Origin of the sequence: uncultured Succinivibrio sp., from assembly GCF_902756765.1 — a bacterium.
GTDB lineage: Bacteria > Pseudomonadota > Gammaproteobacteria > Enterobacterales > Succinivibrionaceae > Succinivibrio.
This window is the reverse complement of the sequence record NZ_CACVSS010000015.1, coordinates 1-23,134: the sequence shown is the minus strand read 5'-3', so window position 1 is coordinate 23,134 and position 23,134 is coordinate 1. Positions and strand designations below refer to the sequence as shown.

Below are 23,134 nucleotides of genomic sequence, written 5' to 3'. Positions count from 1 at the left end.
AAAACCAGTCTGCGGATTAAGAAATTAAAAATATCAATTCAGTGCACTCTTTTCGTGATCAGTTTCATAAAATTACGTTAATTATTGCAGTCATTTTTGAACACTATAAATAATTGTAAAACTTATATAACCATATTGTTTTATAAGGATATTTATATTATGTCAACTTTTTATTTTAATTATATCAAGTCAATTCTGTATATATAAATTCAAAATTGTTCACTATTTTGCACAAATTAAAAAATGTATACTTTCGCCATAATATGGTTAATGGAGTATATAAGAAAATGAAATTAAACTGGTGGCATGGAAAAATTGCATATCAGATTTACCCAAAATCCTTTATGGACAGTAACGGTGATGGTGTAGGTGATCTTAAGGGCATTATCTCAAAGCTTGATTACCTCAAGGACCTTGGTGTTGATATCATCTGGTTATCACCTATATATGTTTCTCCTTTTGTAGATAACGGCTATGACATTGCCGACTATCGCAACATTGCTCCAGTTTTCGGAACCATGGAAGACTTTGATGAACTTTTAGCAAAGGCAAAGAAACTGGATCTTCACATTATTCTTGATCTGGTTGTAAACCACTGTTCATCAGAGCATGAGCTCTTTAAGAAAGCCCTTAAAAATCCGGAAGGTGAAGAAGCTTCATACTTCTATTTTGTAAAAGGTAAGGACGGCAAGGCTCCAGACAATCTTCGCTCCTATTTCGGCGGCTCTGTGTGGGAGAAGGTAGAGGGCTACGATGATATGTACTACCTTCACTACTATGCAAAACAGCAGCCTGATTTAAACTGGAACAATCCAGTGCTGGTAAAGAAAGTCTACGACATGATCAACTGGTGGCTGGACAAGGGAATTTCTGGTTTTAGAGTAGATGCCATTATGAATGTAGCAAAGGATCTATCCTTCCCTGGTCTTCCTGCAGATGACATCGACGGTCTTTGCGCAGCTAACAAGATGACCGGCAAGCTGACAGACAGAATTCCAAAGATGTTAAACGATCTTAAGGCCAACACCTTTGATAAGTACAATGCACTGACCGTAGCTGAGGCATTCGGTGTCAGCGATGAGGTTCTACCAAAACTTTACGGCGATAACGGCTGTTTTTCAACACTGTTTGATTTCTCTGCCCGTGAGCTTTACGAATCTCTGCCAGGTTATTATGCATTCCCTCATTCAACAGTTAAACACTACAGGGACCATAACTTCTCAACTCAGAAAAAGGTTGGTTTAAGCGGCTTTATCTGCCCTATCCTGGAAAACCATGATGAGCCTCGTTCAGTAAGTCTGTACTTAAAGCCTCATCAGCAGAATGCTAACGGTGCCAAGGCACTGGCTACCGCTTTCATGTTCCTGCGCGGACTTCCATTTATATTCCAGGGACAGGAACTTGGTATGACCAACACTCATTTTGATTCACTTGATGAGTTTAAGGATCTTCTGTCCCACGACGAATACAAAAAATGCCTTGCTCACGGCTTAACTGAAGAACAGGCCATGGAGGCTCTGAACAATCACGCACGTGACAATGCAAGAACACCTATGCTGTGGAGCGATGCTGCTAATGCAGGTTTCTCTACCGGCACACCTTGGATGAAAGTTCATCAGGACTACAAAAAACTGAATGTAGAAACCCAGAAAAAGGATAAAGACTCAGTACTTAACTACTATAAGAAACTGACAGCTCTGAGAAAGTCTGAGGACCTCTTAAACTGCTTTACTTATGGTCGTTTTGACGAAGTTGATCTGCATTCAGATGAAGTAATTGCATACACCCGAACCGATGATAACTGTAAGGTTGGAGTTTTCTGCAACTTTGAGGATTCTGATCTTGAGATTTCTTTAGGTGAAGGCGAAAAATTACTTTTACAGAGTTCTGATGCTGTCAGAGTTTCTGGCAACAGGCTCGTAATCGGCCCTTGTGCTGCAGCAGTAGTAAGATTGAAATAAATATTTTTAAAGGAGTAATAAAATGGTTATTGAAGCATTAAAAAACCGTGCCGATAAACCACTTCCAATTGGTGTAACTGAAAAGGTTGCATATGGTCTTGGAGATTTTGCAAGCTGCATGCTTTATGTGGCCACACAGGCTTTCCTGATGTTCTACTATACCGAGTACGTTGGAGTTAACGTTGGTATAGTTGCAACCATTATGCTGGTTTCAAGATTATTTGACGGTTTCTCAGATATCTTTGTAGGGCATCTGATAGAAAGAACCGAATCCCCTTACGGTAAAGCCAGAGCCTGGATCTTAAGAATGCTGGTGCCATACGTTCTTGGCGCAACACTTCTGTTCTCTGTTCCAGAGGGGTTAACTGAAACTGCAAAACTTGTTTATATTTTCTTCTCATACAACTTTGCTATTACTGTAGTTTACACTGCAATCAATCTTCCTTACGGCGCAATGAGTACCATGATGACCAGAGACAGTTACGAGAGATCTGTAATTGTTATCTACAGAATGGTGCTCGCGGCTGCAGGAAATGCAACCATTACAGCTGTAACCATGCCTCTGGTTAACTTCTATGGCAATAACACCCGTGCCTGGACCTATACCTTCCTGACCATCGGTTTGGTTGGTGCAGCAGTATTCTTTTTAACCTTCTTCTTCTGTCATGAGCGAATTGCCTCCCCAGTTCCTGCTCCAGAACAGCGCGACTTCAAGAAAGCAATGAAAGGACTGTTCGCAAACCGCTACTGGTTAATGCTTACTCTGGCTATGGTCTTCGTAGTTACCTCAGATGTTACCTTCAATACTGTAAACATCTATTTCTGCAAGTATTTCCTAAATGATCCTGAGCTGGTTGGTTCTTACGGTCTGCTGGTTAACGCAGGAAGATTCTCTACCATGATTCTTCTGCTTCCATTCATGCTGAAGATTGCAGGCAAGAGAAACTGTTTGCTGATGGCATGTGTAATGCTGTGTCTTGCAATGGGAATCAGATTTATCTTCCCTCACTCAGTTACAGCCTTCTACGTAACCTCATTATTCTATGGCTTTGGTCAGGGTTTCACCTGGACCACTCTGTTTGCTATGATTCCAGATACAGTTGAGTATGGTGAGTACCGTGACGGTGAACGTCATGAAGGATACATCTATGCAGGTGCTTCATTCGGAACCAAGGTTGGTGCCGGTTTAGGCCCTGTGCTGATGGGTTTTGTGCTAGACTTCGGTGGTTATGTGCCAAATGCTGTTGAGCAGACTGCTACTGCAAGCACTGCAATTCTGTGGACAAGCACCGTGCTGCCAATCGCAATTCTGGCATTAGGTATCATTTCTATGCTAGGCTACAAGCTGGATAAGGAATATCCAGAAATCATCAAAGCGCTTGATGAAAGAAAGAACGCCACTGTAGAAGCATAATAATTGGAGACATAATCTTGACCACCGTTTTAGAAATAGAAAATCTTAAGGAAACTCTTAACCGAGGCGATATTAAATTCCCTCTTGAGAGCTACGTGTGGTCAGGATATAACTTTGATAACAATATAAAAATGCATTGGCACAGTGATGTGGAGCTGGTTCGCTTTATAAAGGGGGATTTCAGTTACACCATCAAAATGCAGGAATATAAAATAAAAGACAGAGCAATTGCATTTATCCCTGCCAATGTACTTCATTCATTTATTCTTCCTTCTTATTCGTCAGAAAGTGCAGTAGTATTCAATCCGAAAATGCTGCCTTTCAGCGAATACGATGAAAGCGAAAGAGCTCTAAGTAAAGCTCTTATAAAAGGATACACATCCCTATATAATCCGATAACTCCGGATGATCCGGATTTTGAATACCTTGATGAAGCTATCGACTACATAGTTACCAATTCAAAAGATAATTCAATCTGTTCAAGACTCAGAATAAAATCAAAACTGATTGAAATCTTTGCAATTCTGCAAAGCAAAGGTTATTTCTCAGAGGAAGAGGCAATGGCAGACACTTCCTCTATGCAGAGAGAAGATCGTGTAAAACATCTGCTTAAATATATCTCAGAGAATTATCCGAAAAACATCACTGTAAATGAAACCGCAGAGAAACTCGGATTTACTACAGAGTACTTCTGCAGATTCTTCAAAAAGAATTTTGGTGAAAGTTTCATTGACTATCTCAATGACTATAGAATGGATCGGGCGGCGCAGGCACTACTGCTTACAAATCTTCCGGTTGCCAGAATTGGCGAAAATTGCGGATACCAGAATTCAGGTTATTTTTTTAGAGTGTTCAAAAAGAAATTTGGGTGCACACCAAATCAGTTTAGAACATTAAAGTCTTCGAAGAACTAGAGCTTACAGCTCATCCATTGAATCCTTGGTGTTAAGGATTTTCTTAAAAGCGAATAAGCCGGATAATTCCATTTTCATAAAAAAGCAAAATCTTTTGGTCATTTTTCAAATCTCTCAAAAAAGAAACTTTGTACGGACCTGCCATACAAAGTTATCAAACAAACACAAGAACTTTTTGTAATTTCAAGAGGATATCCTCTTGTTTCTCTCCTGAGATTCGGCTCACTGGCCGGTTTAATAATCCGTCTAAATAACTTAACGGACGGAGAGAAAATTCCTTTAGTAAAAAATTTAAAAGATTTTAACTTTTTGTTTTCTAAAGACATATTGTCATATATGGAGGAATACAGAGAATGTCATCTTTTATACTCAGATTCTTAGGATGTATGACATAGCACCCACCGATCCTCTTACTATATTTTTCCTTAAAACGAGTAAGTGACTTAGTTGTGTATCTTTTTCCTGATTTAACCTCTATAGGAAAAGTCTTGTATGTCAGCTTACTGTTATTGGAAATGAGGAAATCTATCTCTATATCGTTTCTATGTTTTTCTTCATTATATCTCGTATAGAAAAAGAGTTTATGGCCATTTGCAGTTAACATTTGGGCAATCATGTTCTCATATAGCATTCCTTCATTTAAGGATAGTTTATCCATCAGTATCTGTTTGTAGACTTCATTCTCCAATATTTCATTTTCATTAAACGCATGAGAAACTAGTAGTCCGGTGTCACTCATATAACATTTAATATAAGTTTCAGAGGCATTTAAAGAAGGCGCTATATTAGGATCATCTGTCTTTCTGCATTCATTAACAATCATACTGTCAGTAAGCCAGAAAAAAGTCTCAGCATATTGTTCAGCAAAGGATCCTTCAATAATATTGCTGAAAACAACTCTCTTTTCATGTTTTGATAAAAGAGCTGGCAACATATCATATAAGGAAATAACTCTTGATCTGTACATAGCTTTGATCTTCATTATGTCCTCACGATATAGATTAAGTATATTTCTCTTAACTCGGTCAACCTCACCAAAATTCTTATTTGAATCTATATAGGTCATAACTGCCTGAGGCATGCCACCTACCAGCATATATTCACGAAATAACTGCATTGCCTTTTCATGAATACCTTTCTCTAAAGGAACTTTCTTCTCAAAACAATCTTTGATATAGGAAACAATCGGCTTATTTACAAGTGCAATACAAAATTCTTCAAAATCCATCGGATACATTTTTAATGCACGTTCCTCCGATGGAATAACAATATCCTTAATGTTTTCTCTGATGGAAATAAGAGACCCTGTTTCTATGTAATCATATCTTCCATCTGCTACAAGATACTTAATCATTTCTCTTGCAGTTGGGAAACGTTGAACCTCATCAAAAATAATCAGACTTTTTCTCTCTTTAAGTTCTACTCCATAGACATTCTGAAGCATCATAAATAGAGTGTTTAGATCATTATTAAACCTTACAAAATATTGTTTGATTTCATCAGATGTTCGAGCAAAATCAATCAAAAGAAAACTCTCATATTCTTTTTTAGCAAATTCCTGAACTATAGTTGATTTACCGATTCGTCTCGCACCTTCTATTAATAAAGCTTCTTTGCCTTCGCTTTTTTTCCATTCCAAAAGAGAATCATAAATCTTTCTATTAAAAATCAATTTAATACTCCAGGTTTTCTATTTTTCTGCAAATAATACACAGGTTGCTTGTTGTTATACTTTTGGTGTATACGCAGTTTAATTATAAACAGTCTTTGGTGTATGCGCAATTTAATTTCTTTTAAACTTTGGTGTATACGCAGTTTCATTTCTGACGCTCTTTGGTGTATGCGCAGTTTCATTTCTGACGCTTTTTGGTGTATACGCAGTTTCATTTCTGACGCTCTTTGGTGTATGCGCAGTTTCATTTCTCATGATTGGTATACACACAGTTTATAGATTGAGTAAAAAAAATTAACAATTCGTTAAATGATCTCATAACTACATAATAAATCACTAATTTTCTTCATCGATAATAAAAACATAGATAACTTTAAAACACACAAGCTTTTTATTATCGTGGGCTACTGCTATGAAATACCAGACAAAACTATTCTCAAACATCCTCAAGAAAATTAAATCCCAGTTCGATTACGACAATTTCCAGCCACAGAAAGTAATCGACAAAATCAACGGAAAGAAGGACCTATACATTGTTCCTGTAGATGAGGAATTCGATCCTGAACTGAAGATAAAAAAAGATGTTGTTGGAATACTAGATAAGAATAAAGAACAGATTCTGTCGAAACTTGTTCAATACTGGGATGACTCAAAGGATAAGGCTGAGCTCTTTAAATGGAAAATTGATTTTCCGTTAAATTCTCTAATCGGTGTGAAATTTTCAGATTCTATTTCAGAATCAAAATTTCAGTTTAAATCTGAGGATCTGGTCAATGACACAGCAACAACCTGGTTCAAGGCCAAACTGAATATTATTGATACCAATATGCAGGTTAAGGTTTCTGCAATGCCTTCAGAAAATGAACTAGTATTAGAGGCAGCAGTCTAGTTTGCTCTAGCTCAAACCAAAGTTAATGCAGATATTTTTATTAAAGGAACATAAACTAATAAGGCTTTCTCAGATGAGAAAGCCTTATTGCTACTTATTCAGATAAGGTTTTAAATTACTTGTTTAAAGCCTGTGAAACCTGAACAGCGATAGCTACAGTTGCACCTACCATTGGGTTGTTACCCATGCCTAGGAAGCCCATCATCTCAACGTGAGCTGGAACTGATGAAGAACCTGCGAACTGAGCATCTGAATGCATACGACCCATGGTATCAGTCATGCCGTATGAAGCAGGACCTGCAGCCATGTTGTCTGGGTGTAGAGTACGTCCGGTACCACCACCTGAAGCAACAGAGAAGTACTTCTTACCCTGCTCGATGCACTCTTTCTTGTAAGTACCAGCTACTGGGTGCTGGAAACGGGTTGGGTTGGTTGAGTTACCGGTAATAGAAACGTCAACACCCTCGTGATGCATAATTGCAACACCTTCACGAACATCATCAGCACCGAAGCAACGTACATTTGCACGCTCAGTATCTGAGTAAGCCTTGGTGTTAACAATCTTCAGCTCTGAAGTGTAGTAATCGAACTTGGTCTGAACATAGGTAAAGCCGTTGATACGAGAAATGATCTGAGCAGCATCCTTACCTAAACCGTTCAGGATAACGCGTAGAGGCTCTTTACGTGCCTTGTTAGCGTTACGAACGATACCGATAGCGCCTTCAGCAGCAGCAAATGACTCGTGACCAGCTAAGAAGCAGAAGCACTTGGTCTCGTCACGTAGAAGCATAGCACCTAGATTACCGTGACCTAAACCTACCTTACGATCCTCAGCAACAGAACCAGGAATACAGAAAGCCTGCAGACCGATACCGATTGCCTCAGCAGCATCAGCAGCAACCTTGCAGCCCTTCTTGATAGCGATAGCTGCACCAACGGTATATGCCCAGCTTGCGTTCTCGAAAGCAATACCCTGAATATCCTTAACAGTCTGATATGGGTCTAAACCGTACTGAGCGCAGATTTCCTTACACTCTTCAACAGACTTAATGCCGTACTGAGCTAATACACCATTGATTTTATCAATACGACGCTCATAACTTTCAAATAATGCCATCTTTTAGTACCTCGTTACTCGTGTCTTGGATCAATATACTTAGCGGCATTATCCCACTGGCCGTAGTGACCGCGGATCTTATCTAAGCACTCCTTGCCAGATAATTCTGGGTGAGCCTTTAACAGATCCATTAACTTGCCAAGATTTACGAACTCGTAACCAACAATCTCATTGTCCTTGTTTAAAGCTACGCGAGTTACATAACCCTCAGCCATTTCTAGATAACGTGGACCTTTTTCCTTGGTTGCGAACATGGTACCAACCTGACTACGTAGGTTCTTACCTAAGTCCTCAAGAGAAGCACCGATTGGAAGACCACCCTCAGAGAATGCAGTCTGAGTACGGCCGTAAACGATCTGAAGGAACAGCTCGCGGTATGCAGTGTTGATAGCATCGCAAACTAAGTCAGTGTTTAAGCCTTCAAGTAGGGTCTTACCGATAAGGATTTCTGAAGCCATTGCAGCAGAATGAGTCATACCAGAGCAGCCGATGGTCTCAACTAGAGCTTCCTGAATGATGCCGTCTTTAACGTTTAAGGTCATCTTGCAAGCGCCCTGCTGAGGAGCACACCAACCCACACCGTGAGTTAAACCGCTGATATCTTTGATTTCTTTAGCCTGAACCCACTTACCCTCTTCAGGAATAGGAGCAGGACCATGGTATGCACCCTTGGTTACAGGGCACATATTCTCTACTTCTTTAGAATAGATCATTGGTGGTACCTAATTTGAATGTGTTCAATAAATGTTATTTTCGAGTTGTAGAACATCTGATCTTTACTTATGTTCATGCTTTTTCACTGATTTATTAAATCCGCTCAGAAAGCAAAAATGTTCTAAAACACAAAGATTATAATACACACCATTCAAAAATTCCAAAAACTTAAACTCAAAATTCTATTTTCTTGGTTTTGAATCTAAAATTTTAGACTTATTAATACATTACAAAAATTAAAATTAACTTTTTTAAGTTTGCACTTAAATAATACATAAATAGAAAACCGTGATCTAAACTTGCACTTACACTTTTTTTATTGTAAATATTCTTATCGGACAATATTTCGATAAAAAAACAAAACAGATTTGAAATAAAAGCTGTTTGTAAAACGATGAGTTAATTTTAAGCATTTCAAGGAAATTACTATGCTAGAGAGTGAAAATCCAAAAGGACCGCTGTTCTTTATGGTTCTTTCAAGAACACCATTTATACTTCAGATTGTCTGCGGTCTGATTTTAGGCATATTTGCAGCTTTTGTTTATCCATACGACACCACTGTTATTCCAACTTTCGGTGTTATTTTCGTTAAAGCCTTAAAAGCTGTTGCTCCTATTCTGATTTTCGTTCTAGTATCAGCTGCTATTGCAAAACACAAATCCGGTATGCAGACCAACCTAAAGCCTATTATTGTATTATATTTTGCAGGCATGGTGCTCTCAGGCGGTCTGGCTCTGGTTATGAGCTATATGTATCCAAGCACCTTCAGTGAGCTTGCAACCAACGCAAATGTTTCAGCACCACAGGGAATCAAAGAGGTTTTGGTTAACTTCGTAACTCAGGCTGTGGAGAATCCTGTTTCAGCTTTCATCAACGGTAACTTCGTAGCAATTCTTTTATGGTCAATTGCTTTGGGCATGATGTTCAGATATTCACATGACAATACTAAAAGAGTATTAGATGATCTGGCTATTGCAGTATCCGGTGTTATCCGTATGGTAATCCGTTGTGCACCTCTTGGTGTATTTGGTCTGGTTTATTCATCATGTACTCAGGAAGGCGGTTTTTCCAACCTGTTAAACTATGTTCATGTAGTTGTAGTGCTGGTTGTAACCATGCTGATTATCGCTTTAATCATCAACCCTGTGCTGGTATTCCTGACCACTCATAAGAATCCATATCCACTTGTATTCAAGTGTCTGGCAAAATCAGGTACAACCGCATTCTTCACCAGATCTTCAGCAGCAAACCTTCCTGTTAACCTGGCTCTATGTGAAGAACTTGGGTTAAACAAGGCAACCTATACAATTTCAATTCCTCTGGGATGCACCATTAATATGTCAGGTGCAGGTGTAACCATTGTAATCATGACTATGGCAGCAGCAAACACCTTAGGCATCCATGTTGATTTCGCCTCAGCATTCCTGATGTGTATTGCTTCAGTTCTGTGTGCCTGTGGTTCATCAGGTGTTGCCGGCGGTTCTCTAATGCTGATTCCTCTGGCCTGCTCAATCTTCGGTATTCCAAACGATATCGCAATGCAGGTTATCGGTATCGGCTTTATTATCGGTGTAGTTCAGGATTCATGCGAAACTGCACTTAACAGCTCAACCGATGTAATCTTCACTGCAGCAGCATGTGAAAGAGCAGAAAGGAAAGCAGCTAACAGCTAATAACTTTTTCAAAAAAAATCTAACCTCCAGATTGCCCATAAATACAGCATTCTGGAGGTTTCTTTTTTTCAGATACCGCATTAAAACAAGGCTTTTTGAAGTAAATATTTTTATCTAGCTCACAGATTCCGATAAAAAAAGGCTTTAAAACGTTGATACAGCTAAGATTTGATGTATATTCAAAACAAACAACAAACAACCACAAAGGAAATATACTATGAATAAAACACAACTTGTTGATGCAATTGCAAAGACTAGTGGTCTAACTAAGGTTGATTCAAAGAAGGCTGTTGAGGCTTTCCTAGAGTCTGTTCAGGCAGCATTAGTTAAGGGTGACACCGTACAGCTAATTGGCTTTGGTACTTTCAAGGTATCAAAGAGAGCTGCTCGTCAGGGTCGTAACCCAAGAACCGGTGAAGTTATCAAGATTGCAGCAACTAAAGTTCCTGCTTTCTCAGCTGGTTCAGCTCTAAAAGATGCAGTAAACAAGAAGAAGTAATTTTTCTAAATCCATATAAGAAGCCAGAATTGTCTAAATTCTGGCTTTCTATTTTGAGTTTGACAATTCTCGAGTCCCGTAAAAAAACGGCATTAAATGTGACGTAAATCATGTATAATAGCCACCGTTTGTGTATAGATACATGTAACTCTAGTTAGAGATTATTATAAATATTAACAATTTAGATGAGTATTACATAATCTTGTTTAAATTGGAGAGAGTAAGATAGTGAAAACAGTATTTATTGGAATAGCAGGCGGCACTGGTTCTGGAAAATCAACCTTTACCAAAAGACTTAAAGATTATTTCGGAGATAATCTGACAGTTTTATATCATGATAATTACTACAGAAGACGTGATGATCTGAGCTTTGAAAAGAGAAAACTCATCAACTATGATCACCCTGATTCACTTGAAACCTCCCTTTTAATTGAACACATCGTAATGCTAAAACACGGACAGGATGTCGAGGGGCCTCTTTACGATTTTGCACAGCACAACAGATCAGATAAAACAGTTCTCATCAAACCATGTAAAGTCATTATTGTTGAAGGTATTCTTGTACTTCATGAACCAAGATTAAGAGATCTGTTTGACTACAAGATTTACCTTGATGCCGATGCAGATGAACGAATTCTTAGAAGAGCTGCAAGAGACATAAAGATGAGAGGAAGAGAGCTTCCTGATATTATCTCCCAGTACTTGGCAACTGTTAAACCAATGCATAATCTGTTTGTTGAACCAACAAAGTCTGTTGCAGATATTATTATTAACAGTGCTCTTAACGAAGCCGCATTTGATATTGTCAAAACCAAGATAGAAAGCATTATTGCTTCAAAACAAGATTAAACATTAACCTACAACATGAGTACACATATATGGCACCAATACTTAATCTTATAGGAATGGCTCTGATTATCGGAGTGATGTTCCTTTGCTCAAACGGCAAAAAGCAAGTCAAATGGAAGATGATCGTAAAGGCTCTGGTTGCCCAGATCATTGTCGCCATTATCTTTATTAAGGTTCCTGCCGGTATCTGGGTCATTGAAAAGATCTCTGATGCCTTTACCCTGGTTCTAAGCTACGGCAGAAACGGACTTGATTTCGTATTTGGACCTCTTATCAACATCGAAAAATCAGGCTTTATTTTTATTTTCCAGGTACTGGCCAACCTGATTTTCTTCGGTGCTTTGGTAAGTGTACTGTCCTATCTTGGTATTTTAGGATTAATCATCAAAGTTATCGGTTCCATCGTAGGTAGGTTTGTAGGTACCACACGTGTTGAAAGCTTCATCACTGTTGCCAATATGTTCTTAGGACAGACCGAATCACCACTACTGATTGCAAAGTACCTTGGAAACATGACCAGAAGTGAAATCTTCGTAGTGGTAGTTGCAGGTATGGGAAGTATGTCCGTATCTATTCTTGGCGGCTACAATGCCCTGGGTATTCCTATGGAGTTCCTGATCCTGGCCTGTACTCTGATTCCTTTTGGCTCAATTATCATGGCCAAAATCATGTATCCTGAGCAGGAAGAGGTAGCTATTACAGCAAAACTTGAAATCGACAGAAAGCAGTCAGGCTGTAATGTAATTGACGCCTTGGGCAACGGTGCTATGGACGGTGTAAGAATGATTGCAGCTATCGCCGCATCCTTAGTTGCCATTGTAGCTGTAGTTTCTCTGCTTAACGGTATCCTATCACCTACCGGTATAACCATTGAGAAAATCTTCAGCTGGATTTTCTATCCAATTTCCTTCTTTATGGGATTAAGCGGTGAATATACTGATTTTGGTGCTCAGCTTTTAGGTTCAAAGCTTGTTTTAAATGAGTTCGTAGCCTTCTCTGAATTAGCTCCAGCTCTACAGAGTATGGACTACAGAACACAGGCTGTTCTATGTATTGCAATTGCAGGTTTTGCAAACATCGGCAGTATGGCAGTATGTGTAGCTTCAATCGGTGCACTATATCCTCCAAAGAAAGAGGTTCTGGCACAGATTATCGTAAGAGCTCTGATTGCAGCCTTTGCCCTTAATCTGTTTAACTGTTTCCTGGTAGGTCTGATTCTGTCATTCGGTTAACAGTTTAGATTTGTAAAATAACATTAAGCTAATATTCACACAGGTGGATATTAGCTTTTCTTTTGCTTATTCTCCAACCAAAATATCTCACAAACGCACATCCACCAAAAAAGCACCTGCTATACCAGAACACAATACAAAAAAGATTCTGCATATCTAATGTCTTCTGAAATTTGTTTTGTCGCTTTCCTCAGAGATCTTTTATAATTACCGCAACAAATCAGGAAAATAAATGACAACACTAGAAATCTTATTAACCGCAGTTGCCCTATCAATAGATGCATCTGTATGTTCAGTTATCTACGGAAAAAAGCAGTCCGAGTCAGAAAGCAGATTCCGCCATGCTATTGCCATGGCTTTCACTTTTGGATTTTTCCAGTTTTTAATGCCTCTGATTGGTTTTATAGGAGGAGAATCCATCATCGGTCTTATCGATGAGTACGATCACTGGCTGGCCTTTATTCTTCTCACAGGCGTTAGCATAAATATGCTCAAAGAAGCATTTGAGGGAGAAACACAGGAGGCAAAGCACATCAATTTCATGATCCTGTTAAGTCTTGGAATTGCTACCTCAATTGATGCACTTGCTGTCGGTTTTTCTCTGGGGCTGACTACCAATCCACGAATTCTATATGCATCTCTAATCATCGGAATAGTCTGCTTTATGATTTCATTTGGAAGTTTTATGGCAGGACAGCAGCTATCAAGATTCAGAAGACTGGATAGAATACTTAACGTTTTAGGAGCCCTTACCCTGTTTTTAATAGGAACAAAGATCTTATACGAGCACGGAGTCAGACTGACCAGCTTCTGATAAAAAAGCTATAGAGCTGATTCAAGACACATACAGATACATCTACGAAAAAGGCACAGAGGAAATATCCAATGTGCCTTGTTTGTATTCTTTAAAAACCAGATACTATGAGTTCTTTTCCTGCTCAATAGCTGCAGGTGATTTTGGAAGAATAATCATCTCACCGTCATCCTCATAGGAAGGAGCAACTATCTTGGAATCATTATTATCTGAAGTGGAAATACTGATATCCTCGCGATCTTCACGGAAGGCAGTAGCTAAAGATGAACTCTGAACCTGGCTGTCAGCCTCATCAAGATGAGATTTTCCAAGAACAATCTCAGCCAATGCACGCTCCTGCATACTTACAGCTACATAACGGTTAGCCAGATCACGCATACACTGCAGGAAGGTCAGATACATCTCAGATGAATGCATGGAAACGTGTTCTCTACCAATAATAGAAACCAGCTCCATCTGACACTTATCAATATCACGGTTAAGTTTCTTGGCATGCTTAACAACAGACTCTACATTTGAAGCAGACTGTTTTGTCTCGATAGCTCGCAGATCGTCTACCAGTCTGTCGATTCTCTTGACCAGATCAAAAAGACTATCCTTCATTGCTCCACCGAAAATGGTATGACGGTTGGCTACATGATTTACAGCCTGATCAAGAGCATAATGAACTGACTTTGAAGCCTCTCTTAAGTTTGAGAATACCAGATAGAAGAAGAACTTGGCATCATTGGTACTGCTAGGAGCCTGATTCTTTACCGGCAGAAGCTTCTGCTCAGAACCTACAGCTAAAGAGTAGTAGGCACTTCTTTCGATGGAAATTGCATCAGCGATATTTGAAGCCTTGTTTCTAACCTTGCGAAGACCAAATTCATTGTCTTCAAAGAAAGCATCCAGAGCGGTCTTGATGCAGGTAATTTCCTTTTCGTAGTAGCTAGGAACAGTTGAAGCAACACTGTTCAGAATCTCACGATCAGACTTGGCTGATAGAATTGAGCTTACAGCAGCGGTCTGAGTCTTTCTGATGAAATTGGTATAGATAATCAGAGCAAATACACATGGGATCAGGAATAGCGCTGCATAAAAGCCCAGATTACACAGAATAAAGTTGATAAAAGCTGCAAAGCTGAATGCTGAGATACCGGTTAAGAACCAGCCGGCAATCACTGTAACCACACCGGAGATTCTGTATACTGCACTTTCTCTATCCCAGGCACCGTCGGCAAAAGATGAGCCCATGGCCACCATGAAACATACATATGTGGTAGATAAAGGCAGCTTTAAGGAAGTTGCAACGGAAATTAAAGTTGCAGCAACCACCAGATTTACAGAGGCTCTTACGTAGTCAAAAGGAAGTCTGTCCTGACCTTTAACTACTGCTGGCTGTCTGTAACGGTGACGGATAAATTTAGCAGAATTGTTTGGTACAGTTCTGTATACAGCACGGGAAACTCCAAGCCCCATTCTGGTAATGATACGGCCGATTGTTGAAGCACCGAACTGCTCACGGGAACCAGAGGTTGATGATGACAGATTGATTGAGGTCTGAACCACCTGACGGGCCTTCTTACTTACCCACAGAGTCAGACACATTACAGAGCCTGCTAAAAACAGCCAGAAAGTACTGGTAACGTTATTCTCATTAAGATGAGACATCAGGAATGACTTATCACCCAGGGCATTGGCGGACCAGAACTCATAGCTGTCTAAAGCAGCCAGAGGCACACCAACGAAGTTTACAAGATCGTTTCCTGCAAATGAGAAAGCAAGCGCAAAGGTTCCAGCAAGAATAATCAGTTTGAAAACATTGCCCTTAAGCAGCACAATAATCTGACCCAACAGTGAGAAGCCGATAAACAGTCCCCACATAATGGTGTTGAAGTGAGTGTCAATAAAGTCCAGATACTCAGGCTTCATGAAGGAAGCGCCTTTTGCTCCCTTTATAACCAGGAAGTAGGAGATGGAAGTCAGGGAGAAACCACAGAATACACCGCCCAGATAACCTATGGTACGGTCAAATCTGAAGGTAAATAAAAGTCTGCAGACAAACTGAACCACCATGCCGGTAATAAAGGCAAGAACTACAGAGAGCAGAATGGCAGAAACGATGGTTGCGGTTCTGTCCAGTTTAATAAAGTTAAAGATATCTGAGAGCGGAAGGTCTGTTCCGTATACCTTATAAAAAGAGGCAAAGGTTGCAGCACCAAGAAGCTCGAACACAATTGATACAGTGGTGGAAGTTGGAAGACCGAAGGAATTGAACAGATTTAAAAGAAGCACATCTGAAATCATTACTGCCGCAAAGATGAGCATTATTTCCTCAAAGGAGAAAAGCTCCGGGAACAGCATTCCTTTTCTTGCGACTTCCATCATTCCCGACGAGAAGGTTGCTCCGCACAGAACTCCAACGGATGCGACTAGCATAATAACGAATAAAGGAGCGATTCTTGTGCCAACTGCGGAATTAAGGAAATTGGCGGCGTCATTACTTACACCCACAAAAAGATCCAAGGTGGCAAGAAGCATGAGCATGACTACTAAAACTAAGACAATTGCTTCAAACATATTTTTCCTAATTGTGTTCTAATATTTTCTCGAATTTTAGCATAAGTTAGCTAGGTTTTGGCTAGCCTTGACGTTCAATGTATTAGACAGTTTTAATTTGAAAAATAATTATGAGAAATACACGAAAAAAATTAAAAAAAGTAACAATCCCCTAATTGTGACAAATATCTCGTTATTTTGGTTCAATACCCCATTTTTTTTAGAAAATTTGGGAAATTGAGATTGCAGATCATATAATGAAAAGAAAATTTTTAACGTCAAATAAACGTAAAAAAAATTATGGAACACGACTTACAGAAAGACATTATTTACACACGCATCAAAGAAATGATCGTTAATGGCACTTTTGCCATGGGTGAAAAAATCTCTGAAAGAACTCTTGAACAGTCATTAAAGGGAAACAAGGCTCCTATCAGAGATGCCTTAAAAAGACTTCAGGCTGAAGGTCTGGTCGTGCGCAAACCAAAAAGCGGGACCTATGTATTCTCTCTGTCGCAGAAAGAACTTTTAAATCTCCTGAATTTCCGTTTTGTAATCGAATCTCAGGGAATGATCCTCTCCTTTGGTCAGAATCAGGAAAAACTGATAGAAAGAACCGAGAACATTATCATGAAGATGAAATCTGCCCTGGCCTTAAATCAGGGAGATGTCTATCTGCAGCAGGATTCACTGTTCCATGAAACCCTGGTTTCCCTATGTGAGAACAACTACTTTATAACCTCCTTTGAAAGAATATCTGCAATTATGGATACTGCCAGAAACTTTTTAGGCAATAACCTTGAGCATATGCAGAAATCAATTGTTGAGCATCAGAATATTGCCAATGCAATTCGGGAAAAGAATATCGGACGGGTGGTAGAACTACTTCGCGAGCATATTCTTCCAGAGTTCGGAGCCTACTGGAAAAACTTCAATCTCTCTGATGCTGACTGATCTAAAGAAACATCTGTATTCCTGAACTGTTTTTCACACTCCAGAAATTCCACACAAAGAAATTTCAAATAATATGTTTTTTTGTGTGGCAAAAATTTTTCTTTTGTGAAAAAATACACACGGAAAAAACTATTGGTAGCTTTGGGCTGAAAGAAACAGCCTTATGCCATGCTGCTAGTGCGAATAACCAAACAGCGTCTGCTGTTTTTCGGAGAATCCAGATGATCTCAGCATGCCTTTTAAATGAAGAAGACGATACCCTAGCTATCGTTCCAATTAAAACAACCGAGCCCCTGCCATCAGACGTTATCTGGCTGGATGTTAATCAGCCTGATGAGGAAGAACGTAGCTGGCTTGAAGCTTTACTTGTAGAAGATGTCCCTGAAGAAGATGAGATGGATGACATTGAGTCATCATCACGTTTCCGTGTAGGACCTGACGGTGTACATATTCTTTCCTTATTTCCACAGAGAATTTCAAACGAAACTCATGGTGTGAACATGTCATTCACAATGAGAAAGAATCTTCTGATCTCTTTCCGTGAGGATGATATTTCCATTGTCAGACTACTTCGCTACTACATCAGACATAATAAGGTCGATATACGTTCTGCTTTGGATATCCTGGTAAAACTGCAGGAACTGAAAGTGGATCAGTTATCAGATCTGATCGAGGATGCATACAGCACTCTGGAAGAAACTTCCGATCAGATAACCGATGAACAGCACGTGGATGAAACTCTTGAGGAACTTGTAAATCAGGAGGAGTTGAACTCCCAGATTCTGCAGGCTCTTCACGATACCAGACGAGCATTAAGATTCATCAGAAAGACCTTCGGAAGTTCTCTTGAAGATCGACAGATTAGAATTTTGGATGAGGTTTTAACCGATATTGAGTCTATTCTGCCTCACACCTCATTTATTTCCAACAAGATTAACTTCCAGCTGGAAGCTTCAATGGGCTATACCAATCAGAAGCAGAACAGCATCATCAAGATCTTCTCAGTGGCTGCGGTAGTGTTCATGCCTCCAACCTGGATTGCATCTGTTTACGGTATGAACTTCAAGACCATGCCAGAACTTGACTGGTACCTGGGTTACCCATTATCCATTGGAATGATGATTCTATCTGCCGCTATAACCTATTTCTTCTTCAGAAAGAAAGGCTGGCTATAGTAGGACACGATATCTACAGATTATTGATATGACAAAGGCTGAGATAACTCAGCCTTTTTTGTAATCAGTGTAATCAGTATCTATTCAAAATAGACAGAATAAAAATTACTTTTTAATCAGCCCCTGCTCTTTTGCCCTTTTAACAATTTCCTTAAAAGCAACAACTGAATCATAGGCTGTAGAATCAGCTAACCTTAATACATCCTCTTCTGATAGATAAAGAATTCCTGAAACCTCACTCTTCTGTCTTACAGTGATACTGTCGGTAACTGCAAGGTAGAGATATCCGTAGAAATAACGCATACCGCTCTTTGAGATAATCTTATATGGCCCGAAACTGTGGAATTCACAGGATGGCAGGTCAGCATCCACGCCAATCTCTTCTAATAGTTCTCTTTTGGCACTTAGGATTTCATCCTCACCATGCTGCATGACTCCACCAACTACAGCATCAAAGGTACCAGGAGAATAATCCTTGCATAAGGTTCTGATTTCAATCAGAAACTTACCGCTATGATCCATCACCGCAATATAGGATGCTCGGTGAGGCAGCTGATCTTTTCTCATTTCCTTACGGGTAACAGTCTTGACGATGTTATTGTCCTCATCGACAATGTCTACTAATTCTGTTGCTGACATGATTTTTCTCCAAATTAACTGAAAAAAGCATATAATTTGTGCGACTAAAAAACAACGGATTTTTTATGGAAAAAGAAAACAGAAACGACATAATCTCACTTGAGGAAAAGATTGCCTGGCTTGAAGATCTCATTGATAGACAGTCAAAAGAACTAAGTGATTTATATGACAAGATGGATAAACTAGAGCGACAGTTTAAGGTTCTTTATTCTAAGGTAGGAGACCCTTATGCAACCCGCTCACAAAAGGATGAAGTGCCACCACCTCATTATTAATCTCAAGGTATAGAAATGAAAAAACTAGTAATTCTGCTGCAGCTTTTTGCTGTAATGTTCCTAAGTGCATGTTCTAACGGTGAACATGTTGTTGATCTGAAATCCCCTATCGAAGTTGTCTCATACAACAACGGTCCGAAGGTATGCATTGCTGATGTTACCGACAACCGTCTTTTTGTGGGTAATGAAAATCAGCCTAATCTGCCATCAGGAGAAATTTTAAGTCCTGATTACAAATCACGTGCCTATGCCAGACTGAAGAACACCTTCGGTTCACAGACCGGTTCAATGCTGCTGCCACGAGACAAGACTGTAACCATGGTTGTTAGAGAGATTCTTGAAAGAGCCTTAAGTGATGACGGATATACCGTTGTTCAGGAGGCTGCAGCCGAGGATTCAGATACCATCATTATGGCTGTAAGCATCAAACAGTTCTGGACCTGGGCTGGTCTTGATAAGATCAATGACAACATCAATTCTGATATTGAACTGGATGTCTACACTCAGAATCAGGGAGCACAGAAGCATTTCAATCTTAAGAACAGACAGACCAGAAAAGTGCTGACTGATACCAGAACTCTATACAAGACTACTACAGAACAGTCTTTGGCAAATATCTACAATCTGGCCTTAGAGAAATTTAAAAATCTGCAGTAATCTTTCTTAACGACAGCCGCCTCAATCTAATCATAAGAGGCGGTTTAAAAATGACATTCTCTTCTAGTCACAAACAAAATCCTCAAAACTCTCCTTTTCTGTCATCCTCTTAATTATTCAGAGAAAATCAGTAGATTTTTAAGGTGTTACATCTCAATAAAATTGGAAAAACGCCCATTCAAAGCGTATAATGTTCACTCAGTTTTTATTTATTTTGAATATTGATTATGAAAAAAATGCTTATCGCAGTTGCAGGTTCTCTTGCCCTGCTTGCAGCTGGCTGTACATCACTTCCTGAGGGCGCACGTAAGATGACCCTGAATATCAATTCAGTTGAGTTCCAGAATAAAAACAATGTTGAAGGCTTTCTGGTAGACTACACTGTTCATCACTCATCAGCCGAACCAATGCCTATTGATAAGGTAAAAATCAATATCAAATTAAACGGCAGAGAAGCTGCTAGTTATGTAAACGATACTGATACTCAGATCGTTAATCGTGAGGATAAGCAGTTCTTAACTTTCGTTCCCGCAAACAAGACCTATGCTGTTGCAAAGAAGAGTCTGATTTCAAATCCAATGCTTCAGCTGCAGGTTGATGCAACTGTTGAGATTATCGTTGATGAAGACACCAAGAATGCTGAGTCTGCATTCAACGTCAAGAAAAACTATAAAGGTATAATCCATGGCACAGCTAACTAACGCAGATTACAGAAAGAATTCCTTTGAACCAAGAATTGCTGTAGTACAGTTAATCTTCGGTATCATCTATGGATTTGTTACCGGTATCGGTATCATTCTGGCTTTCAGGGTATTAGAGGCTACAGGTGAACAGCCATGGCTTCAGTATTTCTTTGTGATTCTGTTTGGTGTTCTTGCTGCAAAAAGCTTCTACATCTATGCTAAAACACGTATTGCACAGAATACAGGTATACAGGTGGTTGCAAGAGTTGAAAACATTGTTCCAACCCACGGTATCACTATCGTTGAGGGCATGCTGGTAATGCCTGATGAGACCACTCTGCCAATCGAGAGCCGCTTTGCAGGTGAGAGCGTAGCCCACGAACTGAAAAGATTCCTGGATGAAAACAAAACCAAAAAGCTTCCAGCTTTACTGGTTAACAAAGATACCAAGCATCCAAAGGGACAGTTCCTGGTAAAGACACGTGCAGGACATCTTGATCCTGAGTACATGAATTCATTAAAAACAAGTAAATAATAATTAGGATTTTCAGATTATGAGTCTTTTAAGTACAAAAGAAATCCTTGCAGGAAAGGTTGCTATCGGTGAAAAAGTAACTCTTGCAGGTTGGATTCGTACCCGTCGTGATTCAAAGGCCGGTTTTTCATTCCTGGCTGTAAACGATGGTTCAGGTTTTGACAGCGTTCAGGTTATTGCTCAGAATAATCTGGATAATTATGAGTCAGATGTTTTAAGACTGACCACCGGCTGTGCTGTTGTAGTTGAAGGAACCTTAAAGGCTTCTGAAGGTAAGGGGCAGGCTTATGAGGTATTAGCCGACAAGATTATCGTAACTGGTTTCGTTGAAGATCCTGATACATACCCTATGTCAGCAAAACGTCACACTGTTGAGTACCTGCGTGAGTATGCCCACCTGCGTCCTCGTACCAATCTGATGGGAGCTGTAATGCGTATCCGCAACACCGTTGCCTATGCAATTCACAGCTACTTCCAGCAGAACGGTTTCATGTGGGTGGCAACTCCACTTATCACAGCTTCTGACTGTGAGGGTGCAGGTGAGATGATCACTGTTACCAATTTCGATTTAAACAATGTGCCAAAGAACGACAAGGGCGAGGCTGACTTCTCCAAGGACTTCTTTGGTAAACACGCTTACATGACCGTATCAGGTCAGCTGAATGTTGAGACCTATGCCAGTGCCTTCTCAAAGGTATACACCTTTGGTCCTACCTTCAGAGCTGAAAACTCAAACACCACCCGTCACCTAGCTGAGTTCTGGATGGTTGAGCCTGAGATGGCATTTACTGACTTAAACGGCTGTGCAAAGACCGCTGAAGGTCTTCTAAAGCATGTATTCAAGACTGTTTTAGAGCAGCGTTCAGATGACATGAACTTTATCGCTCAGCGTGTTGATAAAGATGCTATTACCCGTCTTGAGAACTTCGTAAAATCAGACTTTGCTCAGGTTGATTACACCGATGCAATCGAGATTCTAAAGAAAGCCACCAAGAAATTTGAGTACCCAGTTGAATGGGGTATCGATCTGCAGTCAGAGCACGAGAGATATCTTGCTGAAGAACACTTCAAGGCTCCTGTAGTTGTTAAGAACTATCCAAAGGATATCAAGGCTTTCTACATGAAGCAGAATGAGGACGGCAAGACTGTTGCTGCTATGGACGTTTTAGCTCCAGGCATCGGTGAGATCATCGGTGGTTCTCAGCGTGAGGATAATCTTGAGAAGCTTGACAGACGTATGGATGAGCTTGGACTTAACAAGAAAGACTACTGGTGGTACAGAGATCTGCGCCGCTACGGTTCAGCTCCACACTCAGGCTTCGGCTTAGGCTTCGAGCGTCTGATTGTTTACATCACTGGTGTTGGCAACGTACGTGACGTAATTCCATTCCCACGTACTCCACGTTCAGCTGAGTTCTAAGCTTTATTCAAGCTGGTGATTGAATAGAAATACGGGGAGCTTTGCTCCCCCTTTTTATTTGATAATACGTTTAACTTTGATAAAGCAATTATTCAAAAAAAGCCCTATCTGCTAATTAGCTCCAGTTCTTCCTGATGTTCTTAAATTCCTTTCTTATTTCATCATTAGGAATATGGACTGCAAAAGATTTATCATTATCAAAAGACTTAATCATAGAATCTGGATTTATGGCCAGATAGCCTAAATGAATCAGAAGTGTTAAAACATCATCCTTATTGGTAAAGGTTGTCATATCATTTTGAAATGTTGCGCAATTTATTGATATTTCATTACCTTCAATAAGAGAGACTATATCATCACGCAAACCTGCCATGTTCAAATCTGTATATTGGCTTAGGCTTTCGATGCTTTCAGTCTGAGACCAGTAACTTAAAAACTTCTTTCTTAAAAGAGACTCGACCACAGAATTAGGATTGTAAAGGTGCAGATCGTTATCAAAGATATAAC

The 23,134-nt window shown here is 39.7% G+C and carries 21 protein-coding genes and 1 pseudogene; 16 read left to right on the top strand and 6 right to left on the bottom strand.

Annotated elements, in window-relative coordinates; all coding sequences use genetic code 11:
- Positions 1 to 287: 287 nt before the first annotated feature.
- The 3 genes from QZU45_RS03645 to QZU45_RS03635 are packed head-to-tail and all read left to right on the top strand — an operon-like array spanning position 288 to position 4,289.
- Positions 288 to 1,961: an alpha-glucosidase gene (locus tag QZU45_RS03645; protein ID WP_295351733.1), complete on the top strand. Its 1,674-nt coding sequence runs from the start codon at positions 288 to 290 to the stop codon at positions 1,959 to 1,961.
- 22 nt (positions 1,962 to 1,983) lie between these two features.
- Positions 1,984 to 3,375 carry an MFS transporter gene (locus tag QZU45_RS03640; RefSeq protein WP_295351730.1) on the top strand — a complete coding sequence of 464 codons (1,392 nt, stop codon included), beginning with the start codon at positions 1,984 to 1,986 and terminating at the stop codon, positions 3,373 to 3,375.
- Between the two features lie 17 nt (positions 3,376 to 3,392).
- Positions 3,393 to 4,289, top strand: coding sequence for an AraC family transcriptional regulator (locus QZU45_RS03635; protein WP_295351727.1), 897 nt, complete (start codon positions 3,393 to 3,395; stop codon positions 4,287 to 4,289).
- A gap of 316 nt (positions 4,290 to 4,605) precedes the next feature.
- Here the strand turns inward: QZU45_RS03635 and QZU45_RS03630 are convergent, their stop codons facing one another.
- Positions 4,606 to 5,961, bottom strand: a complete 1,356-nt coding sequence (locus QZU45_RS03630; RefSeq protein WP_295351725.1) for an AAA family ATPase — start codon at positions 5,959 to 5,961, stop codon at positions 4,606 to 4,608.
- Between the two features lie 412 nt (positions 5,962 to 6,373).
- Here QZU45_RS03630 and QZU45_RS03625 point away from each other — a divergent pair, with 412 nt between their 5' ends.
- Positions 6,374 to 6,850: a hypothetical protein gene (locus tag QZU45_RS03625; RefSeq protein ID WP_295351722.1), complete on the top strand. Its 477-nt coding sequence runs from the start codon at positions 6,374 to 6,376 to the stop codon at positions 6,848 to 6,850.
- Between the two features lie 115 nt (positions 6,851 to 6,965).
- Here QZU45_RS03625 and QZU45_RS03620 read toward each other — a convergent pair whose 3' ends face one another.
- Both QZU45_RS03620 and QZU45_RS03615 read right to left on the bottom strand, forming a co-directional pair.
- The gene (locus QZU45_RS03620) at positions 6,966 to 7,967 is read right to left on the bottom strand and encodes a GGGtGRT protein (protein WP_031491154.1); all 1,002 of its coding nucleotides are present in this window, start codon (positions 7,965 to 7,967) and stop codon (positions 6,966 to 6,968) included.
- Between the two features lie 14 nt (positions 7,968 to 7,981).
- Positions 7,982 to 8,680, bottom strand: a complete 699-nt coding sequence (locus QZU45_RS03615; protein ID WP_031491153.1) for an iron-sulfur cluster assembly scaffold protein — start codon at positions 8,678 to 8,680, stop codon at positions 7,982 to 7,984.
- A 429-nt stretch (positions 8,681 to 9,109) separates the two neighbouring features.
- On the opposite strand from QZU45_RS03615, the gene sstT reads away from it, so the two are divergent.
- The 5 genes from sstT to QZU45_RS03590 all read left to right on the top strand — a co-directional run bounded on the left by sstT (position 9,110) and on the right by QZU45_RS03590 (position 13,748).
- Positions 9,110 to 10,354: a serine/threonine transporter SstT gene (gene sstT / locus QZU45_RS03610; protein WP_295351718.1), complete on the top strand. Its 1,245-nt coding sequence runs from the start codon at positions 9,110 to 9,112 to the stop codon at positions 10,352 to 10,354.
- A gap of 175 nt (positions 10,355 to 10,529) precedes the next feature.
- Complete coding sequence (locus QZU45_RS03605; protein ID WP_256211080.1) at positions 10,530 to 10,853, top strand: HU family DNA-binding protein; 324 nt, start codon at positions 10,530 to 10,532, stop codon at positions 10,851 to 10,853.
- A gap of 228 nt (positions 10,854 to 11,081) precedes the next feature.
- On the top strand, positions 11,082 to 11,702 hold the full coding sequence (udk, locus tag QZU45_RS03600) for a uridine kinase (protein ID WP_295000762.1): 621 nt from the start codon (positions 11,082 to 11,084) through the stop codon (positions 11,700 to 11,702).
- Between the two features lie 29 nt (positions 11,703 to 11,731).
- On the top strand, positions 11,732 to 12,934 hold the full coding sequence (locus QZU45_RS03595) for a nucleoside transporter C-terminal domain-containing protein (RefSeq protein WP_295351714.1): 1,203 nt from the start codon (positions 11,732 to 11,734) through the stop codon (positions 12,932 to 12,934).
- Between the two features lie 232 nt (positions 12,935 to 13,166).
- On the top strand, positions 13,167 to 13,748 hold the full coding sequence (locus QZU45_RS03590; RefSeq protein WP_295351711.1) for a manganese efflux pump MntP family protein: 582 nt from the start codon (positions 13,167 to 13,169) through the stop codon (positions 13,746 to 13,748).
- A 105-nt stretch (positions 13,749 to 13,853) separates the two neighbouring features.
- Here QZU45_RS03590 and QZU45_RS03585 read toward each other — a convergent pair whose 3' ends face one another.
- Complete coding sequence (locus QZU45_RS03585) at positions 13,854 to 16,310, bottom strand: inorganic phosphate transporter (RefSeq protein ID WP_295351709.1); 2,457 nt, start codon at positions 16,308 to 16,310, stop codon at positions 13,854 to 13,856.
- A 279-nt stretch (positions 16,311 to 16,589) separates the two neighbouring features.
- Between QZU45_RS03585 and QZU45_RS03580 the strand changes: the two genes are divergently transcribed.
- Together QZU45_RS03580 and corA are read left to right on the top strand one after the other, a co-directional pair.
- On the top strand, positions 16,590 to 17,243 hold the full coding sequence (locus QZU45_RS03580) for a GntR family transcriptional regulator (RefSeq protein ID WP_074839273.1): 654 nt from the start codon (positions 16,590 to 16,592) through the stop codon (positions 17,241 to 17,243).
- A 221-nt stretch (positions 17,244 to 17,464) separates the two neighbouring features.
- Positions 17,465 to 18,418 (top strand): magnesium/cobalt transporter CorA, encoded by a 954-nt coding sequence (gene corA, locus QZU45_RS03575; RefSeq protein WP_074943858.1) that lies wholly within the window; start codon positions 17,465 to 17,467, stop codon positions 18,416 to 18,418.
- A gap of 105 nt (positions 18,419 to 18,523) precedes the next feature.
- On the opposite strand, the gene QZU45_RS03570 is transcribed toward corA, so the two are convergent.
- Positions 18,524 to 19,057 carry an NUDIX domain-containing protein gene (locus QZU45_RS03570; RefSeq protein WP_295351705.1) on the bottom strand — a complete coding sequence of 178 codons (534 nt, stop codon included), beginning with the start codon at positions 19,055 to 19,057 and terminating at the stop codon, positions 18,524 to 18,526.
- Between the two features lie 65 nt (positions 19,058 to 19,122).
- Here QZU45_RS03570 and QZU45_RS03565 point away from each other — a divergent pair, with 65 nt between their 5' ends.
- The 5 genes from QZU45_RS03565 to asnS all read left to right on the top strand — a co-directional run bounded on the left by QZU45_RS03565 (position 19,123) and on the right by asnS (position 22,627).
- On the top strand, positions 19,123 to 19,332 hold the full coding sequence (locus QZU45_RS03565; protein WP_295351702.1) for a SlyX family protein: 210 nt from the start codon (positions 19,123 to 19,125) through the stop codon (positions 19,330 to 19,332).
- 15 nt (positions 19,333 to 19,347) lie between these two features.
- On the top strand, positions 19,348 to 19,989 hold the full coding sequence (locus QZU45_RS03560; RefSeq protein ID WP_295351699.1) for a hypothetical protein: 642 nt from the start codon (positions 19,348 to 19,350) through the stop codon (positions 19,987 to 19,989).
- 227 nt (positions 19,990 to 20,216) lie between these two features.
- On the top strand, positions 20,217 to 20,690 hold the full coding sequence (locus QZU45_RS03555; RefSeq protein ID WP_295351698.1) for a hypothetical protein: 474 nt from the start codon (positions 20,217 to 20,219) through the stop codon (positions 20,688 to 20,690).
- Positions 20,674 to 21,207 (top strand): hypothetical protein, encoded by a 534-nt coding sequence (locus tag QZU45_RS03550; protein ID WP_295000782.1) that lies wholly within the window; start codon positions 20,674 to 20,676, stop codon positions 21,205 to 21,207. The genes QZU45_RS03555 and QZU45_RS03550 overlap by 17 nt, the downstream gene beginning before the upstream one ends.
- Before the next feature lie 19 nt (positions 21,208 to 21,226).
- Positions 21,227 to 22,627, top strand: a complete 1,401-nt coding sequence (asnS, locus tag QZU45_RS03545; protein ID WP_295351695.1) for an asparagine--tRNA ligase — start codon at positions 21,227 to 21,229, stop codon at positions 22,625 to 22,627.
- Between the two features lie 115 nt (positions 22,628 to 22,742).
- On the opposite strand, the pseudogene QZU45_RS03540 reads toward asnS, so the two are convergent.
- Positions 22,743 to 23,134: pseudogene (locus QZU45_RS03540) on the bottom strand (hypothetical protein); the annotation flags it as partial.

Bases quoted from the DNA above. Each gene is read 5' to 3' on its own strand.
- QZU45_RS03645 (WP_295351733.1), top strand. From the start codon at position 288: ATGAAATTAAACTGGTGGCATGGAAAAATTGCATATCAGATTTACCCA.
- QZU45_RS03640 (WP_295351730.1), top strand. From the start codon at position 1,984: ATGGTTATTGAAGCATTAAAAAACCGTGCCGATAAACCACTTCCAATT.
- QZU45_RS03625 (WP_295351722.1), top strand. From the start codon at position 6,374: ATGAAATACCAGACAAAACTATTCTCAAACATCCTCAAGAAAATTAAA.
- QZU45_RS03620 (WP_031491154.1), bottom strand. From the start codon at position 7,967: ATGGCATTATTTGAAAGTTATGAGCGTCGTATTGATAAAATCAATGGT.
- QZU45_RS03615 (WP_031491153.1), bottom strand. From the start codon at position 8,680: ATGATCTATTCTAAAGAAGTAGAGAATATGTGCCCTGTAACCAAGGGT.
- sstT (WP_295351718.1), top strand. From the start codon at position 9,110: ATGCTAGAGAGTGAAAATCCAAAAGGACCGCTGTTCTTTATGGTTCTT.
- QZU45_RS03595 (WP_295351714.1), top strand. From the start codon at position 11,732: ATGGCACCAATACTTAATCTTATAGGAATGGCTCTGATTATCGGAGTG.
- QZU45_RS03590 (WP_295351711.1), top strand. From the start codon at position 13,167: ATGACAACACTAGAAATCTTATTAACCGCAGTTGCCCTATCAATAGAT.
- QZU45_RS03585 (WP_295351709.1), bottom strand. From the start codon at position 16,310: ATGTTTGAAGCAATTGTCTTAGTTTTAGTAGTCATGCTCATGCTTCTT.
- QZU45_RS03580 (WP_074839273.1), top strand. From the start codon at position 16,590: ATGGAACACGACTTACAGAAAGACATTATTTACACACGCATCAAAGAA.
- corA (WP_074943858.1), top strand. From the start codon at position 17,465: ATGATCTCAGCATGCCTTTTAAATGAAGAAGACGATACCCTAGCTATC.
- QZU45_RS03570 (WP_295351705.1), bottom strand. From the start codon at position 19,057: ATGTCAGCAACAGAATTAGTAGACATTGTCGATGAGGACAATAACATC.
- QZU45_RS03565 (WP_295351702.1), top strand. From the start codon at position 19,123: ATGGAAAAAGAAAACAGAAACGACATAATCTCACTTGAGGAAAAGATT.
- QZU45_RS03560 (WP_295351699.1), top strand. From the start codon at position 19,348: ATGAAAAAACTAGTAATTCTGCTGCAGCTTTTTGCTGTAATGTTCCTA.
- QZU45_RS03555 (WP_295351698.1), top strand. From the start codon at position 20,217: ATGAAAAAAATGCTTATCGCAGTTGCAGGTTCTCTTGCCCTGCTTGCA.
- QZU45_RS03550 (WP_295000782.1), top strand. From the start codon at position 20,674: ATGGCACAGCTAACTAACGCAGATTACAGAAAGAATTCCTTTGAACCA.
- asnS (WP_295351695.1), top strand. From the start codon at position 21,227: ATGAGTCTTTTAAGTACAAAAGAAATCCTTGCAGGAAAGGTTGCTATC.